Consider the following 16958-nt stretch of genomic DNA (forward strand, 5'->3'; position numbering starts at 1 on the left):
ACTATATTATACTATATTTTACTGAATCTATCCTATTTTCAGCAAAATATAGTTAAGGCGATTCATCTCCCACTTACTCCGCTTCGCTTCGTTGAAGTGGGAGTCTTCTCGCCTAATTAAGATAAAAATGGCTGATCAAGGCAGTGCGTTTTCAATAAGAAAAAAGAAGACGATGCAAAGGAAGAAGAGGCTTTGCATCGTCTTTCACTGCATTACTGGCCTTGCAGAAAATATTTTTCAATATCATCCAACATCAAGTGGGCCGCAAGTACTCCGCCAGCCGTGTTCCAAATCGTGTCGCTCACTTTGTACACTTTGCCTTGTTTCGCGACGTTTAAGTTTTGAAAGAGCGGGTCGTTGATCCATTCTTTTTCGATTTCGCTTGCTTTGCCGTCGCCGGTTTCATATGTAAAGTAGAACAAGATATCGCCATCCATGGCTGGGATGCGTTCTTTCGTCACGCCGGTTTCCGCAAAGTCGTTTACGTTTTGCGATTCCGGGCGGGCGAAGCCGAGTTGGTCTAAAATGACGCCGGAGAACGAGTCTTTATGGTAAATGCGCACGTCGCCGGCCATAAAGCGGACGATCGATACTTTCATCTTCAGCTTATCGCCAAGTTTCGCTTTTAAGTCTTCGATGCGCTTGTCGTATTCAGCGATGACTTGCTTTCCTTTCTCTTCTTTGTTCACGGCTTTTGCATAGAGCATGAAGTTGTCTTTCCAGTTGCCGCGCAGCGTTTCTGAGAACACGGTCGGAGCGATTTGTTTCAGTTGCTCGTAAATTTTTTCATGGCGCATTTTGTTGCCGATGATCAAATCCGGTTTCAAGGCGGCGATCGCTTCCACGTTTGGCTCCGATTCGAGACCGAGCTCTTTGACGCCATCCATTTGGTCTTTAATGTGGTCGTACCACGGATCGCCCGTCCACGATTTGACCGCGCCGACCGGTTTCACGCCTAGCGCGAGCAGCGCTTCCGTTCCTTCGTTCGTTAAAATGACGACCCGTTTTGGCGTCCCTTTGATTTCTGTTGTTTCCATGGCGTGTTCGACCGTATAGCTTCCTTCAGATTTCGGTTCCTTGTTTTCTGCCGGCTCGGCCGTTTCTTCCTGTTTTCCGCCGCAGCCGGCAAGAAGAAGGAGAGAAAGGATGAAGGCGGACAGAAGAGTGAGATGTTTCCGTTTCACAGTGAAATCCCCCCTTATTGTTGATAATGAGTTTCATTTACGCTAATATCATAAATAACAGCGATAATCATTGTCAATAAAAAATGAAAAAATGAAAAAATCATGAGAATATCATAAAAAAAGATGGCGAAAAACATTGACGATGAGAGTCATTATCAAATAGACTTAACGTATAGATTATAGAATGAATGAAGCAAGGGAGATCGCGGGGGAATGTTCGCAACAAACCGTCAAAAAATGATTGGCCTCATCGGTTTGCTAATAGTGCTGCTTGCCGCCATGTGGATGAGCATCGTTTGTGGATATACCGACACGAGTTGGCGGCAGGCGGTGGCGGCTCTTATCGACAATAACGGATCGAACGCCCATTTAGTCGTGGCGACGGTTCGGCTGCCGCGAGCGTTGATTGCGGCAGCCGTTGGCGCAAGCCTAGCGATGGCCGGGGCGCTCATGCAAGCGCTGACGCGAAACCCGCTCGCTTCGCCAGGCATTTTTGGCATTAACGCCGGGGCCGGTTTTTTCATTGTTGTGATGGTCACCTTTTTTTCCATTTCTTCATTGCAAATGTTGTCATGGATCGCGTTTATTGGGGCGGCGGCCGCGGCGGCGATCGTGTTTGTGATCAGCGCCGCAGGGAAAGACGGGCTGACACCGCTGAAGATGACGCTTGCCGGCACGGCGGTCGCGGCTTTATTTGCCTCGCTGACGCAAGGAATGTTGGCGATGAACGAAAAGGCGCTCGAAGAAGTGCTCTTTTGGTTGGCTGGGTCAGTCGCTGGACGAAAGCTGGAGCTGTTGGCCGCCGTTTTTCCGTATTTGGCTGCCGCTTGGCTTGGGGCCATGTTGCTGGCGCGCCATGTCAACATCTTAATGATGGGAGACGATGTAGCGAAAGGACTCGGGCAGCGGACGAATGTGATCAAGGCTGCTGCCGCCCTGTTAGTCGTGCTGCTTGCTGGCGGTTCGGTCGCTGTGGCCGGCCCGATCGGCTTTGTCGGCATCATGGTGCCGCATATGGCGCGGGCGTTGGCCGGCGTTGACCACCGCTGGCTGCTTCCATACTGCGCCTTGCTCGGCGGAATTTTGCTTTTGGCTGCTGATATTGGGGCGCGTTACGTGCTCATGCCGCGCGAAGTGCCGGTCGGCATCGTCACGGCGTTGATCGGCGTTCCGTTTTTCGTCTACATTGCCCGCAGGGGGATCACCGCAAAATGAAAAAATACGTCACGGTTCGGATGGGAAACTATGTATCGTTTTTGTATGACAAAAAAGCTGCCGTCGTGATCACTGCGTTCGGGGCGGCGGCGATTCTGCTTTTTCTCGTCAGCATCGGCAGCGGGGAGATGCGCATTTCGCCGTTTGAAGCGGCCGCTGCGCTGCTCGGATACGGGGAGGAAATGCATCAGACGGTCATTTTGACGTTCCGCCTGCCGCGCGTGTTGGTTGCCTGGCTGGCCGGAATGGCGCTTGCGGCCGCGGGCGCGATTTTGCAAGGGATGGTGCGCAATCCGCTTGCTTCGCCGGATGTGCTCGGCATCACCGGCGGGGCGGCGGCCGCGGTCGTCGCTTTTTTGGCGCTGTTTAGCGATGAAAACAACTCCCTCACCGTCAGCATCCACTGGCTGCCGCTTGCCGCCTTTCTCGGCGCTGCGGCCGCTGCTTGGTTCGTGTATATGCTCGCGTGGAAAAACGGTCTCGCCCCGCTTCGGCTTGTGCTGATCGGCATTGGCATTTCCGCGCTCATGCAGGCAGTGACGACGCTGCTCATGATCGTCGGGCCGATTTACCGGGCGAGCCAGGCGAACGTTTGGATCACCGGCAGCGTATATGGCGCATCTTGGCAGCACGTTTCGCTCATGGCGCCATTGGTCATTGGGCTGCTCCTTATGGCCATGCTCGCAGCCCGACACGTCAATGTGCAGGAGTTAGGAGGCGAGCTGGCGGTTGGGCTTGGCAGTGCAGTCGAACGGCAGCGGCTCGGGCTTGTGCTGCTGAGCACCGCGCTCACCGGGGGGGCGGTGGCGTTTGCCGGCGGCATCGGGTTTGTCGGGCTGATGGCGCCGCATATGGCGCGCCGGCTTGTTGGTTCGGCGTTTGGTGCGCTGCTTCCGACGGCGGCGCTGTTAGGCGGCGTGCTCGTCATGGGGGCGGATCTCGCCGGGCGGATGCTTTTGGCGCCGACGGAAATCCCGGCCGGCGTATTTACGGCCGCACTTGGTGCGCCATATTTTATTTATTTGTTGTACCGAACCCGGAAACCATAAATGAAGGAGGGGGCAAACATGCACGCGCTGCAGGCGAAAGAATTGACATTGTCGTACGGGGATGCGCTCATTATCGATCGGTTGAACTTGACGATTCCAAAAGGGAAAATCACGGTGTTCATCGGCGCGAACGGCTGCGGCAAGTCGACGTTGCTGCGCGCCTTGGCTCGTCTGTTGAAGCCGGCAGGCGGCGCTGTCTTGCTTGATGGAAAAGAGATTGCCAAGCAGCCGACCAAGGAAATCGCCCGCCGTTTGGCCATTTTGCCGCAGTCGCCTGTGGCTCCGGAAGGATTGACGGTCCTTCAGCTCGTCAAGCAAGGGCGTTACCCATATCAAACGTGGCTCAAGCAATGGAGCGACGAAGATGAGCGCGCCGTTGCGCGCGCTTTGTCAGCAACAGGACTGACAGAGCTTGCCGAGCGGCCGGTTGATTCGCTGTCCGGCGGCCAGCGCCAGCGCGCATGGATTGCCATGACGCTGGCGCAAGAAACGGACATCATCTTGCTTGACGAGCCGACCACTTACTTAGATTTGGCGCATCAAATTGATATTTTGGATTTATTGTTCGAACTCAATGCAACAGAACAGCGGACGATCGTCATGGTGCTTCACGATTTAAATTTGGCGTGCCGCTATGCGCATCATCTCGTCGCCATTCGCAACAAAACGGTGTACGCCGAAGGGAAGCCGGAGGATGTCATTTCCCGCCAGCTCGTGAAAGATGTGTTCCAAATGGACTGTCAAATTACGTACGATCCGCTCTTTGGCACTCCGCTTTGCATTCCGTACGGCAAAGGGCGGCGCATCCTACAGAAAGAAGGCGTATCGTGATGAGGTTAAGTGAAGAAGAAGTGAAAGCGTTGGAAACGTACCGTTTTTCGAGCGAAGCTGCTGATGTCTCGTCATCGATGTTGTTGGCCCGGCTGCTGAATGATGACGGGCAGCTCGCGAAGTATGTGGCGCACGTCCGCGCCGAGATGGGGGCGGCAAACGACGCGGTTGCCGCTTCGATGCTCGTCAAGCGCCTAAGCTTTTTGGCGCCGATGGCCTTATACGCCATGTCGGTGTGGAACAAGCGGCTTGTGCTCGATCCTGAGCGAATTTGGCTTGATACGGACGGCGAAGGGGAAATGTGGATGCCGCGCTTTCGCCTTGCGCCGCCGGAAGCGGAGATGTGCGGCATTGAGCGCAGCGGTTGGCGCGAGCAGGCCGTTCGCGACGTGTTCGTCGGCTTGTTCGCTCCGCTCATCGTCCGGTTGCGGCGCCTGACGCGTGTATCGCCGCTCATCTTATGGGAAAATGTCGCGATTTATGTGTACTGGGTATATGAACGTTGGCTTGAGGATGAGTCGCTTGCCCCGGTCGCCGACCGGCTGCGCGATGATTTTTATTTCCTTGTTTATGACGCAGACGGCCGCCTGTTTGGCCAAAAAGACAATCCGCTCCGTCGCTTTTGGAAAGGCGCGAGCGGCATGCAGCGGACAACGTGCTGCCTATACGTGCAAACCAACGGGGGGACATGCTGCCAAACGTGCCCACTCAAAGCCCGCCAGCGGCAAACCGGGTGACCGGAAGGCCGCCGGTGGGCAGTTCCATATTTTTGACAAAATGTTTGCGAAATTTGTTGATTTTTGCCGTGATTTTCGTGAAAATGGAAGTGTGGACATCGCTTATTTTGGTGAAACGGCGAGGTAGCAATTGCATGGACAAATATACGGCCTTTTTCCATCACTTCACAGAAGCAGTGGTCATCTTGAATTTGCAAGGCGTGATCATTTACAACAATCCGGCTTTTGCCGGCTTGGCGCTGAGTGAAGAAGAACAGAGGACGCTGTCCGTCGAAGGACGGGCGTTGGTTGAACGGGTGAAACAGCGCCCGGCTGCCTTTCGCTGGGAGTTGCTTGACGGCTTATTGGTTGCGGGCGTGTCGCCGATCATCGGTGAAAACGGACAGACGGCCGCCGTCTTATGCGTTCTTCGCCGCCAAGCGGAGGAGAGCGGCCTGCAAGCGCGGCTTGCCGAAGCGGAACGGCGTCTGCAGCTGATTGTTGAGCATTCGAACGATTACGTGTTGATTTTTTCTCCCAATCGTGAGTTGTCATACATTCCGCCGTCATGGAAGCGAAAAACAAACAAGCGTCTTCCAGTGTCATACGAAGAGGTGCTGACATTTGTCCACCCTGATGACGCCCCGGTCGTGGCACAAAAATTGGCTGAGCTGTACGATACATACGAGACGCAATCCGCCGAATTTCGCAAGCAAGGCGAGAAAGGCGAATGGGTTTGGATGGAGGCGCAAGGGAAGGCGATCATCGATGAAGCGGGGACGCTCGATTGCGTCATTGTAACCGTGAAAAACATCAGCGAGCGGAAACGGTATGAAGAGAAGCTCCGTCAGCTTGCCTACTTCGATTCGCTTACCGGCATCGCCAACCGCAGCTATTTCGAGCGGCATATTCATGAGCTGATCGCGAGTCAGACGCCGTTTGCTCTTTGTTATTTGGATTTTGACAAATTCAAATGGATCAACGATCATTTTTCCCATCAAGCCGGCGATTACTTTTTGCGCGCGGCGGTCAAGCGCGTCGAGCGGGCGTTGCGTCCCGGCGACTTTTTTGCCCGCATCGGCGGTGATGAGTTTGTTCTCTTGCTGCCGAACATAACGAAAACAGAGATGACCGCCTTGGCGGAACAGCTTGTCAGTTCGTTTCACGAGCCGTTTTATTACGAAAAACAGCTGATTCAATCAACATTGTCGATCGGCATCGCTTTTTTCCCGAAAGACAGCGATCGGATCGAGCAAGTGATGAAATACGCCGATCAAGCGTTGTACGAAGTGAAAGAGCGGGGGCGGAACGGCTATGCCTTTTACCGGCCGACCGAGCATCGGCAGGCGGTGATTGAGCAAGATTTGCCGTTTGCTATTATGCGCGGGCAGTTGTATTTATGCTATCAGCCGAAAGTGCAACTTGCTAAAGGAAAGGCGATGGGGGTTGAGGCGCTTTTGCGCTGGCGTCATCCGTCGCTCGGTGAAATTCCGCCGCTCGATTTCATTCCGTTGGCGGAGGAAAGCGGGTTTATTTTTGAAATTACATTATGGGTGTTGGAACAGGCGTCCCGTCAAGTGAAAGAGTGGGAAAGAAAATCTCCGGGCCTCAAGCTCGCAGTCAACTTGTCGCCGTTTTTGCTCAATCGTCCGGAGCTCATCGAGCATGTGAAGCGCATTTTGCGGGAGACGGGGCTTTCGCCCGATCGTCTCATTTTGGAAGTGACCGAAAGCGGACTGATGGAAAACATCGAAACAGGGCAGCACATTTTAACCGAATTGCAACGTCTCGGTGTGCAGGCGGCGATCGATGACTTTGGAACCGGTTTTTCATCGTTGGCTTACATCCGCAATTTGCCGGTGTCGCTGTTGAAAATCGACCGCAGTTTTATTCAAGGCATTGCGGAAAATTCGAAAGATGCGACGATTGTCGATACGATCATTCATTTAGCCAAAAGTTTGGATATTGAAGTGTTGGCGGAGGGAGTCGAGACGGAGTCGCAAGTGGCGCTTCTTTCGCAAATGCATTGCGACTACGCGCAAGGATTTTATTTCAGCCGTTCGCTTGAAGCGGAAAAGCTGCAACAATGGCTAGAAGAACACAACCGCAACGCTTGCGGCGAACCGCCGGCGTAGCCGATCATTTCCGTTCATTCTTTTCCTCGTTTTGCCGCACACTAACATTGAGCATGGGCAAAGAGGAGGAAACGAAGATGGAATTTGTGCCAAGAAGCGTCGTGATCGACGAGTTTATCGACACGCTTGAGCCGATGATGGAAGCGTATGGCCTCGACCAAGTCGGCATTTTTGAAGAGCATGGTGAAGGCAATCGCTATTATATCGGTTATACGATCAACAAAGACGATGAGATGATCACCATTCACATGCCGTTTGTAAAAAACGAACGCGGTGAACTGGCGCTTGAGAAGCAGGAATGGACCGTTCGAAAAGATGGTCGGGAGAAAAAAGGATTTCATTCGCTGCAAGAGGCGATGAAAGAAATCATCCATTAACAAGCAGGCGGCCCAGCTCGGCCGCTTTTTTGGCTGACGGAAGGGGAGAGGAGCATGATTGCGGAACTCCGCATAGCAGATGAAAAAACGGCCGCTATGGTGCTGCGCCTGCAGCGGCGCGCGTATGCGATCGAGGCGCAGCTCATCGGCAGCACAGCGCTTCCGCCGCTTCACGATGCGATCGCTTCTCTGCAACGATGCGGCGAGCGCTTTTTTGGCTAGCTTGCCTGAGCAGGCGGTTGAATGATCGATAGATGAATAGAGAGGAGAAGCAAAGGAACACATGGGGACAACCTTGTATTTGACCAGACATGGGGAAACGAAGTGGAACGTCGAAAAGCGGATGCAAGGATGGCAAGACTCGCCGCTCACGGAAAAAGGGCGGCAAGACGCCATGCGGCTTGGAAAGCGGCTTGAAGCGGTGGAATTGGCCGCGATTTACACAAGCACAAGCGGCCGGGCGCTGGAAACGGCCGAGCTCGTCCGCGGCGGGCGGCTCATTCCGATCTATCAAGACGAGCGGCTGCGCGAGATTCGTCTTGGCGATTGGGAAGGCAAGACGCATGACGAGATCCGGGAAATGGATCCGATCGCGTTCGACCATTTTTGGAACGCCCCCCATCTGTACGCTCCAAGGCGAGGCGAGCGGTTTTGCGACGTGCAACAGCGGGCGCTTGAAGCGGTGCGGCGCATCATCGAGCGGCACGAGGGAGAAACGGTGTTAATCGTCACCCACGGCGTCGTGCTGAAAACGCTTATGGCGGCGTTCAAGGGCGCGCCGCTTGAGCAACTTTGGGCGCCGCCGTATATGTACGGCACGAGCGTGACGATTGTGGAGGTGAATGCGGACGTGTTTCGCCTGGTTGTGGAAGGCGATGTTTCCCATCTAGAAGAAGTCAAGGAAGTATAGATAGGGAAGAAGGATGGAGAATTGGAGGCGGCGCTGTTTCTTCGGTTCATCGCCATAATATGCGCTTGGCCAATCGGATCGGTTTCTTGCGCCATCATGCAACCTCATTCATGATTCAAGAAATGGATGAAAGCTATGAGTGGGTGCCTTCCAGTACAACGTTTGGTGAAGAACTGCTTTTTCTTATCAAGTCTAGTTGTCCAAAAAAACAGCCCCGTTTCCCTCGATCGGGAAGCGGGGCTGCGCCGTTTATACGAGCCCGAGCCATCTCGCCAGCTGTGCGGTCGTAAAGGTGACCGCAATGGCAATCGCTGTCGGCAAGGCAAAGGCGACGAACGTCCATTTTGCGCTTTTCGTTTCTTTGTAAATGTTGACGAGCGTCGTGCCGCATGGGTAGTGAAGCAGGGAAAACAGCATCATATTAAGGGCGGTGAGCCACGTCCAGCCGTGGTCGAGCAAAAGTTGTTTAAGAGAATGCAGACCATCGGCTTCGATGAGCGCCCCCGCGGATAAATAGCCCATCAGCAAAATCGGCACGACAATTTCATTGGCTGGCAAGCCTAAAATGAACGCCATCAAAATGTAGCCATCCAATCCCAATGCTTTGGCAAATGGGTCAAGCCAGTGGGCGAAAGCGGCCAGCGCGGTTGTGTCGCCGATATGAAGATTGGCGAGAATCCATGTGATTACGCCGGCTGGCGCCGCAACCGTTACCGCCCGTTTCAGCACATAGAGTGATTTGTCGAGGGTGGCCCGGATGATCGTCTCCATGATTTTCGGGCGTCGGTACGGCGGCAGCTCCAGCGTGTAATGGGTCGGAATGCCGCGCAAGGCCGTCTTGGATAAGACCCATGAAACGGTCAACGTGACGACGATGCCAAACAACACCATGGCGACGACCACACCCGCTGTCACGAACGTGTTCCATCCGCCTGTATAGCCGGTTGCCATAAATAAGGAGGAAAGCAGGATCAGCGTTGGCCAACGTCCATTGCAGGGGACGAAGTTGTTGGTCAAAATGGCCAGCATTCGTTCGCGCGGTGATTCGATAATGCGCGTCGACATGATGGCCGCCGCGTTGCAGCCGAAGCCCATGGCCATCGTCAGTGATTGTTTGCCATGCGCCCCCGCTTTTTTAAACAAGCGATCCATGTTAAAGGCGACACGCGGCAAGTAGCCATAATTTTCGAGCAACGCGAATACGGGAAAGAAAATCGCCATCGGCGGCAGCATCACGCTGACGACCCAAGCCGTGCCGCGGTATAGGCCAAGTACAATGAGGCCGTGCAACCAGTCGGGGGCGTGAATCGCTTGAAAGGCCATGGTGAGATACGTTTCGATCGTTCCGAACAAGCGGGCGAGCGAATCGGAAAAGACGTTGGCGCCGGCGATCGTCATGTAAAGGACAGCGGCGAGAAGCGCCAGCATAATGGGAAATCCCCACCGCTTCGACGTGACGATCCGGTCAATTTGTTCCGTTCGATCGCGTTTTGCGGCCGCTGTATGCGTGACACATTCTTGAGAAAGCGCAGCGGACGTTTGGAAAATGGCAGAAACGATCTGTTCACGCGTGTCAGCCGGTGCTAATGACTTGGCTTCGTTCATTAGCTGGTCAAACTGATTTGACAGATCCGCAGCAGGCATACGCGTTCCCCTCCTTGATCAATCGTTGCGGCGGTTGTTTCAGCGCTTGAAGCAGCGATGCATCACCGTCAAGGAGACGAAGAGCGATCCAGCGAGCAGGATGCGTGTCACCCATCAGTTCCTTGACAAGGGGCAAGAGCTTGGCAATGCCTCGTTCGATTTCCGGACTGTACCGGATGGAAAGCGGGGTGGTGTGAATGCGGCCATGCGCCATGGCATCCACCGCATCAAGCAGTGCATCGATTCCTTCCCGGTTGCGGGCCGAGATCGGCACGACCGGCACGCCGAGTTTGACGGCTAATTTTTTTGTATGGATATGAATGCCTTTCTTTTTCGCTTCATCCATCAAATTGATAGCGATAATGACGCGGTCGGTCATTTCCAATACTTGAAGCGCTAGATTCAAGTTGCGTTCTAATGCCGTCGCATCGACGACAACGACCGTGACGTCAGGACGTTGAAACAGAAGAAAATCGCGCGCCACCTCTTCATCGGCTGAATTGGAATAGAGCGAATACGTTCCCGGCAAGTCGACGATCCGGTACAATGCGCCGCGGTGGCGGCATTCTCCTTCAGCATGAGTGACCGTTTTCCCGGGCCAGTTGCCGGTATGTTGGCGCAGGCCCGTTAAGACATTGAACAACGTGCTTTTGCCGGTGTTCGGATTTCCCATTAAGGCAATCGTATACGTCATATCAGTCATGGTGGATCTTCTCCCCGTAAATATAGTCGCTTTCTTCTTTCCTTAATGCGATCGTCGTGCCACAAACGCGATAGGCGGTCGGGTCGCCAAGCGGGCTTCTTTGTCCCACCTTCACTTCCCCGCCGGGTACAAATCCCAAATCAAGCAACCGCCTTTTTAACATAGGATCAGGAACATCAACCTTTTCGATGCGAAATCGATCGCCCGGTTTCATATCGGAGAGGCAGCAGTGTTTTGCTTTTGTCATAAAAGTTTCCCTCCGGTTAATATTTTTTGTTAAGGACATTTTTTTGGATTAGACCAACTTTTGAATTTATCATATTCCAGTTGCCTCGCTGTTGTCAACAAATTCGTTTCATCTTTTTCTGACAGAGTTGTCGAACCAACAACTATTCAAAACAGTATGAAATCATGTTATCATATGAATAGTCTGAACAAATTATCGGCAGAAAGGCGGTGACGGCGTCCATTGACGCACGATGAAATGAAAGCGATTACGGAAGGGACGATTCTTTGGCAGCCGACGGAGGAACAAATCAAGAGCTCCAACCTTTATCGATATATGGAGTGGTTGAGAGAACAGAAAGGGCTCTCCTTCTCTTCGTACCGCGAGCTATGGACATGGTCAGTCGAGGAGCTTGAGTCATTTTGGGAAACGGTTTGGGAATATTGTGGTGTTCAGGCGGCAACGCCATATGAGTGCGTGCTGCGGGAGCGGAAGATGCCGGGGGCGGAATGGTTTCCAGGCGCTGCGCTCAACTATGCGAAACATATTTTCCGGCATGCGCGCGCCGACCGCCCGGCCATCATTTTCCGTTCAGAGCGCGTGCCGTACCGGGAAGTGTCCTGGCAGGAGCTCGGTGAAAAAACGGCGGCGATCGCCAAAGCATTGCGAGCGATGGGAGTGAAGCGCGGCGATCGCGTCGTCGCGTATATGCCGAATATCCCCGAGACAGTGATGGCGTTTTTGGCGTGCGCCTCGATCGGCGCCATTTGGTCCAGTTGCTCGCCGGATTTTGGCGCCGGCAGCGTCATTGACCGGTTCGCGCAAATCGAGCCGACCGTGTTGTTTGCGGTCGACGGCTGCCAATACAACGGCAAAGAATTTGACAAAATGCCGGTCGTATCCGAATTGCGCGCCAAATTGCCGTCATTGAAAAAGACGGTGCTGCTTCCGTATTGGCGAGGGCAGATGGAAGCACCGGATGAGGGCGTCGTGCTGTGGGATGATGTCGTGGCGGACAAGGCGGAGCTCGTCTATGAAGGCGTTCCGTTTCGTCATCCGCTTTGGATTTTGTATTCCTCGGGAACGACCGGCTTGCCGAAGCCGATTGTCCAGGGGCATGGCGGCATTTTGCTTGAGCATTTAAAAGCGCTCACGATTTCCGAAAACTTGACGAAAGACAGCACGTTTTTCTGGTTTACGACGACTGGATGGATGATGTGGAACTTTTTGATCGGCGGGTTGCTGGCCGGGTCGACCATCGTGCTTTATGACGGCAGCCCGACGTATCCAGATGGCAACGTCTTATGGGATCTTGCCGAGAAAGCAGGCATCACCCATTTCGGCACGAGCGCGGCGTTTATCAACATCTGCATGAAGCTCGGCTTGAAGCCGAAAGAGCAATATGATTTATCGAAGCTCAAAGCCGTGCTCTCGACCGGCTCGCCGCTGACGGTCGAAGGGTTCGCTTGGGTGTATGAAAATGTCAAGGACGATATTTGCCTCGCGTCATGCAGCGGGGGAACGGACGTGTGCACCGCGTTTGTCGTCGGCTCCCCCATTTTGCCGGTGCGCGCCGGCGTCCTCTCGTGCCGCGCGTTGGGCGCGGATGTGCAGGCGTTTGACGAAAACGGCCGGCCGCTTGTCAATGAAGTCGGTGAACTTGTCATCACGAAGCCGATGCCGTCGATGCCGCTCTTTTTCTGGAACGATCCAGACGGCGAACGGTATCGGAACAGCTATTTTGACACGTACCCGGGCGTCTGGAAGCACGGCGACTGGATTAAAATTGACGAACAAGGGGGATGTGTCATTTACGGACGCTCCGACTCGACGATCAACCGTGCCGGCATCCGCATGGGCACGAGCGAAATTTACCGTGCGGTCGAAGCGGTCGACGGGGTGCTCGAGAGTCTTGTGGTTGACTTGGAAATGATGGGCAAGCAGTCGTTTATGCCGCTGTTTGTCGTCCTCAAGCCGGGCGCGGTGCTCGATGACGAGCTGAAAGAGCGCATCCGCCAATCGATTCGGCAGCACGTCTCGCCGCGCTTTGTTCCAGATGAAATTTACGAGGTGAAGCAAATTCCGAAAACGCTAAACGGCAAGAAAATGGAGATTCCGATCCGCAAGCTGCTCCTTGGCTTCCCGCTCGAAAAGGCGGTCAACCCAGGCTCGATGGCCAATCCGGAGGCGCTCGACTTTTTCCGCGAGCTGGCGAAGACGCTGGCGGCAAAGACGCAGACAAGCTGAAATGCGAAAGGTTGTTATTAAGTGACGATGCTTAATAACAACCTTTCTATGTATTAGTGAATTATAAATAGAGGAGTCGGGGGCATGGAAGAAAGCAAGCGGACTAGGCCAGTTTGGAAATCCATCGGTGATTGAGGAGCGGACGACGGTGAAAGAGATGTTGGGGCGATGAGACGAGACGGTGTCCGTTTTCATGATGAGAAAGTCCGGAAGATCTGTTTAGGAGAACCTTCCGGGCTTCATTTGCGGCGACGATGATTCGGAGTTTTAGTATGACGTAAGCAGGGGGATGTTGTTTGATGATGGCTATGTTCACACAGGATATGGAACAAGCGTTAAACGTCGAAGAGATCAACGAAATGGAGCGGACTGACGTCTAGTACATATTGAGCGCCGTCTTAACCCGCTTGATCTCCTTTTTGTTTTCGAACAGTTCCTCAACTAGAATTTTTTGGCCGTTGGCGACATCAGTGAGCCGTTTGTCCATATCTGCCACTTGCTGGCTTAATTGGTTGAGTTGTTCATTCGTTTGTTGCACTTGTTTGGCGAGCTGGTCGACGTGCTCATGAGTTTGCTGTACTTGGTGGTTCAGCTGCTGCACTTGGCTGTTAAGGTGTTGCACCTGTTGGCCCAGTTGCTGCACTTGCTCGTTTGTTTGTTGCACCTGTTGACCGAGCTGTTGCACTTGCTCGTTTGTTTGTTGCACCTGTTGGCCCAGTTGTTGCACTTGTCCGTTCGTTTGTTGCAGCTGCTCGGCAAGTTCTTTAATGGCTTGCCAAATCATTTCATTTGTAATATCCCCCATTCGACAATCTCCTTTCTCGTTCGATTCTCTCTCTATTATACATGACGAAAGATGGGAACGATAGAGAAAAGATGGCGAAATGTTTTTCTTTGCGGCGCGCCCCCTCGATGTGATATAACAAAAGAATGTCAACAGTACACTATTGGAGGATGGGCACTGTGATCCGTGTCAGCCATTTGCATAAATCGTTCCGCGTCCATCGCCGCGATGCGGGATGGCTTGAGGCGGTGCGTCATTTATGGCGGCGCGACTATCGCGTCATTGAGGCGGTGAAGGACGTTTCGTTTACGATTGAGAAAGGGGAAATCGTCGGCTTTTTAGGGCCAAACGGGGCGGGGAAAACGACGACGATGAAAATGTTGGCCGGCCTCTTGCATCCGACGTCAGGGGAGATCACGGTCGGCGGGTTTGTGCCGTTTGAGCAAAAGCCGGAGTTTAAAAAAATGATGAGCTTGGTGATGGGGCAAAAAAGCCAGCTCATTTGGGACATTCCGCCAATGGAGACGTTTTTGGTCAATAAAGCGATTTATGACATCGACGATCGGTCGTTCCGCCAAACGCTCGAGGAATTGACGGAACTGCTCGACTTGGCGCCGCTGTTGGACAAGCCGACGCGCAGTCTGTCGCTCGGGCAGCGGATGCGCTGCGAGCTAGCGGCCGCGCTGTTGCATCGGCCGCACGTGTTGTTTTTGGACGAACCGACGATCGGGCTGGACGTTCATACACAAGAAAACGTGCGCCGTTTTATCGTGGACTACAATCGCGAGCATGAGACGACGATTTTGTTGACGTCGCACTATATGGGCGATGTCGCCGCGCTTTGCGACCGGGTGATGATCATCAACTACGGGCGGTTGATTTACGACGGAGAGCTTACGGTGCTGACGGAGAAGCTGGCGCCGTACAAACGGCTTGAGGTTCGGTTTTCGCGGCTGCCGGATATCGATTGGAATGAGTATGGCGAAGTGGCCGAAATTGAAGAAGGGACGGTTGTGCTCCGGGTGGCGCGCGGGACGGCGGCGGAGACGGCGGCGCGGTTGTTGGAGCGGTTTGACGTCCGCGATATCAACATCGAAGATCCGCCGCTTGAAGAAGTGATTGCGCGCGCGTTTTGGGAGGAGCACGTATGATTCGCAAATATATCGCCCTGCTGCGGATGAAATACATCGAAATGCTCGCGTATCGCTTGGCGACGTTCGTCTGGATGACGGGCGCCATCACCCAGCCGCTCATTACGATGTTTGTCTGGATGAACATTCATCCGGAAGAGAGCGAGTCGTTTCTGTTCTATTTTATGGCGGTCATTTTTGTCGAGCGGATGACGAGCGCGTGGGACGTGTGGGAGTTGGACCGTGAAATTCGCGAAGGGACGTTTTCGAACTTGTTGCTTAGGCCGCTTCATCCGATCCATTGGGCGATTGCGGAAAACATCGTGTACAAATGGCTGTTTGCCGTCATTTTAGTGCCGGTTTGGCTGGCGGGGGCGGTGTTTTGGCCTGCGCTTCGCCCGCACATGACGGCAGGGCAAGCGGTGCTGTTTTTGGCGGCGGTCGTATTGGGTGCGGCGCTTCGGTTTTTGTTGAGCTACTCGTGCGGGCTGCTCGCGTTTTGGGTCACAAAGGTGGCGGCGGTGTACGGCGTGATCGATGTCATTTCGTTGTTTTTATCGGGCAGAATTGCGCCGCTTGAAATGCTGCCGCCGGCGCTTCGCGAATGGAGCGAATGGCTGCCGTTCCGCTATATGATCAGTTTTCCGATTGAAATCGCCACCGGGGCGGCGGATGGAGGAGAGTTGGCGCGCGGCTTTGCGGTGGCGGCCGGGTGGATGGCCGTGTTTGTCGCGGGGGTGCAGTGGCTTTGGAAAGCAGGAATGCGAAAAAACCAGGCGGTAGGTGGGTGAATATGCGGCGGTATGGGCGGGTGTTCCGCGAGTTTTTCCGTGCTTGTTTGGTTGAGGAATTGGAATATCGAAGCGAATTTTTCGGCAATTTCATCGCCAGCTTTTTTGGCCTCGGCATCGCCCTGCTTACGATCCATATCTTTTTTTATCAGACGGACCGGTTAGGCGGCTGGACGTATGGGGAAGTGCTTGTGCTGCTCGGCGTTTTTAATACGCTGCGCGGATTCATTGACTTTGCGCTCCGCCCGAACATGCCGCGTTTGCTTGAGCATGTCCGGCGCGGCACGCTCGATTATATTTTGACGAAACCGGTCGACAGCATGTTTTACGTCAGCTTCCGCCACCTTGTCTTTTGGCGGTTGATCGATGTAGCGCTTGGCCTCGGCGTCATCGGCTACGGCTTGTATGTCGAACGCTACGTACCGTCGGCGGCGGACGTCTTGATGTTTTTCGTCGTGATGACCGCGTCACTCTTGCTTATTTATTCGTTATGGATGATGCTCATGACGACGTCGTTTTGGGTGGTGCGCATTGATGATTTGTCGTTTATTTTCGATTCGTTTTTTGATACGGCCCGCTTCCCGGGCAGCATGTACCGCGGCGCGGTGCGCTTCGTGATTACGTACGTTCTGCCGGCGGTGTTGATCACCAATACGCCGGCTTTGGCGCTGCTTGGGAAATGGAGCATGGCGGCGGTGCTGGCGGCTTTGGCTGTGGCTATGCTCTTTTTATGGGCTTCCCGCCGCTTTTGGCGGTTTGCCTTGCGCTTTTATACGGGAGCGGGCGGGTGAGAGGAAAAGCCTTCTTAGACGAGGGCTTTTTTTCTTTGGTCAATCACTGTTTCGCCTGCATCTCGACAGTGGTCGGTCAGCGGGGGTGACGAGCGGCGCATCGTTCGTGGCCGGCTTGTGCAGATGGTTTGAGACGTGTTAGGTTGCGCATGAACTTAGAAGGCTCGTAAAAAAGCGGCCGTTTTTGCCGGACTCGTTGCTTTTGGCTGAAGGGGAAGCGTTGTT

17 protein-coding genes are annotated in these 16958 nt (G+C 53.9%); 12 read left to right on the forward strand and 5 right to left on the reverse strand.

Annotated features, from left to right (window positions below):
* Positions 1–212: 212 nt before the first annotated feature.
* Positions 213–1184: an ABC transporter substrate-binding protein gene (locus tag ETC02_RS01890; protein WP_033008723.1), complete on the reverse strand. Its 972-nt coding sequence runs from the start codon at positions 1182–1184 to the stop codon at positions 213–215.
* Between the two features lie 213 nt (positions 1185–1397).
* Here ETC02_RS01890 and ETC02_RS01895 point away from each other — a divergent pair, with 213 nt between their 5' ends.
* The 8 genes from ETC02_RS01895 (at position 1398) to ETC02_RS01930 (ending at position 8417) form a co-directional block, all read left to right on the forward strand.
* A complete protein-coding gene (locus tag ETC02_RS01895; protein ID WP_033008726.1) occupies positions 1398–2399 on the forward strand; it encodes a FecCD family ABC transporter permease in 1002 nt (333 codons plus the stop codon).
* Positions 2396–3448 carry a FecCD family ABC transporter permease gene (locus ETC02_RS01900; protein WP_033008729.1) on the forward strand — a complete coding sequence of 351 codons (1053 nt, stop codon included), beginning with the start codon at positions 2396–2398 and terminating at the stop codon, positions 3446–3448. The genes ETC02_RS01895 and ETC02_RS01900 overlap by 4 nt, the downstream gene beginning before the upstream one ends.
* An 18-nt stretch (positions 3449–3466) precedes the next feature.
* Complete coding sequence (locus ETC02_RS01905; RefSeq protein ID WP_033008731.1) at positions 3467–4279, forward strand: ABC transporter ATP-binding protein; 813 nt, start codon at positions 3467–3469, stop codon at positions 4277–4279.
* The gene (locus ETC02_RS01910) at positions 4279–5016 is read left to right on the forward strand and encodes an IucA/IucC family C-terminal-domain containing protein (RefSeq protein ID WP_033008732.1); all 738 of its coding nucleotides are present in this window, start codon (positions 4279–4281) and stop codon (positions 5014–5016) included. Before ETC02_RS01905 ends, ETC02_RS01910 begins: the two co-directional genes overlap by 1 nt.
* Before the next feature lie 134 nt (positions 5017–5150).
* Positions 5151–7130: a putative bifunctional diguanylate cyclase/phosphodiesterase gene (locus ETC02_RS01915; protein ID WP_094239942.1), complete on the forward strand. Its 1980-nt coding sequence runs from the start codon at positions 5151–5153 to the stop codon at positions 7128–7130.
* Positions 7131–7207: 77 nt separating this feature from the next.
* On the forward strand, positions 7208–7507 hold the full coding sequence (locus ETC02_RS01920) for a DUF5634 family protein (RefSeq protein WP_033016592.1): 300 nt from the start codon (positions 7208–7210) through the stop codon (positions 7505–7507).
* Between the two features lie 54 nt (positions 7508–7561).
* Positions 7562–7729 (forward strand): hypothetical protein, encoded by a 168-nt coding sequence (locus ETC02_RS01925; RefSeq protein WP_253264073.1) that lies wholly within the window; start codon positions 7562–7564, stop codon positions 7727–7729.
* A gap of 61 nt (positions 7730–7790) precedes the next feature.
* Positions 7791–8417 (forward strand): histidine phosphatase family protein, encoded by a 627-nt coding sequence (locus tag ETC02_RS01930; protein ID WP_050368610.1) that lies wholly within the window; start codon positions 7791–7793, stop codon positions 8415–8417.
* Positions 8418–8666: 249 nt separating this feature from the next.
* Here the strand turns inward: ETC02_RS01930 and ETC02_RS01935 are convergent, their stop codons facing one another.
* Genes ETC02_RS01935 through ETC02_RS01945 form a run of 3 tightly spaced genes read right to left on the reverse strand, consistent with a single transcriptional unit; the run spans position 8667 to position 11011 of the window.
* Entirely contained in the window at positions 8667–10061 is a 1395-nt protein-coding gene (locus tag ETC02_RS01935; RefSeq protein WP_063211788.1) for a nucleoside recognition domain-containing protein, read from the reverse strand.
* Positions 10030–10764 (reverse strand): FeoB small GTPase domain-containing protein, encoded by a 735-nt coding sequence (locus ETC02_RS01940; protein ID WP_171698009.1) that lies wholly within the window; start codon positions 10762–10764, stop codon positions 10030–10032. The genes ETC02_RS01935 and ETC02_RS01940 overlap by 32 nt, the downstream gene beginning before the upstream one ends.
* Positions 10757–11011, reverse strand: a complete 255-nt coding sequence (locus ETC02_RS01945; RefSeq protein ID WP_033016596.1) for a FeoA family protein — start codon at positions 11009–11011, stop codon at positions 10757–10759. The genes ETC02_RS01940 and ETC02_RS01945 overlap by 8 nt, the downstream gene beginning before the upstream one ends.
* A 237-nt stretch (positions 11012–11248) precedes the next feature.
* Between ETC02_RS01945 and ETC02_RS01950 the strand changes: the two genes are divergently transcribed.
* On the forward strand, positions 11249–13237 hold the full coding sequence (locus ETC02_RS01950) for an acetoacetate--CoA ligase (RefSeq protein WP_171698020.1): 1989 nt from the start codon (positions 11249–11251) through the stop codon (positions 13235–13237).
* 376 nt (positions 13238–13613) lie between these two features.
* Here ETC02_RS01950 and ETC02_RS01955 read toward each other — a convergent pair whose 3' ends face one another.
* Positions 13614–14042: a hypothetical protein gene (locus ETC02_RS01955; protein WP_050368612.1), complete on the reverse strand. Its 429-nt coding sequence runs from the start codon at positions 14040–14042 to the stop codon at positions 13614–13616.
* A 158-nt stretch (positions 14043–14200) separates the two neighbouring features.
* On the opposite strand from ETC02_RS01955, the gene ETC02_RS01960 reads away from it, so the two are divergent.
* Genes ETC02_RS01960 through ETC02_RS01970 form a run of 3 tightly spaced genes read left to right on the forward strand, consistent with a single transcriptional unit; the run spans position 14201 to position 16733 of the window.
* A complete protein-coding gene (locus ETC02_RS01960; protein ID WP_050368613.1) occupies positions 14201–15172 on the forward strand; it encodes an ABC transporter ATP-binding protein in 972 nt (323 codons plus the stop codon).
* Positions 15169–15942, forward strand: coding sequence for an ABC transporter permease (locus ETC02_RS01965; protein ID WP_063211786.1), 774 nt, complete (start codon positions 15169–15171; stop codon positions 15940–15942). The genes ETC02_RS01960 and ETC02_RS01965 overlap by 4 nt, the downstream gene beginning before the upstream one ends.
* Positions 15943–15944: 2 nt before the next feature.
* Positions 15945–16733 carry an ABC transporter permease gene (locus ETC02_RS01970; RefSeq protein WP_050368615.1) on the forward strand — a complete coding sequence of 263 codons (789 nt, stop codon included), beginning with the start codon at positions 15945–15947 and terminating at the stop codon, positions 16731–16733.
* Positions 16734–16958: the final 225 nt, after the last annotated feature.

It is taken from the genome of Geobacillus sp. DSP4a (assembly GCF_013096875.1).
GTDB lineage: Bacteria > Bacillota > Bacilli > Bacillales > Anoxybacillaceae > Geobacillus > Geobacillus thermophilus.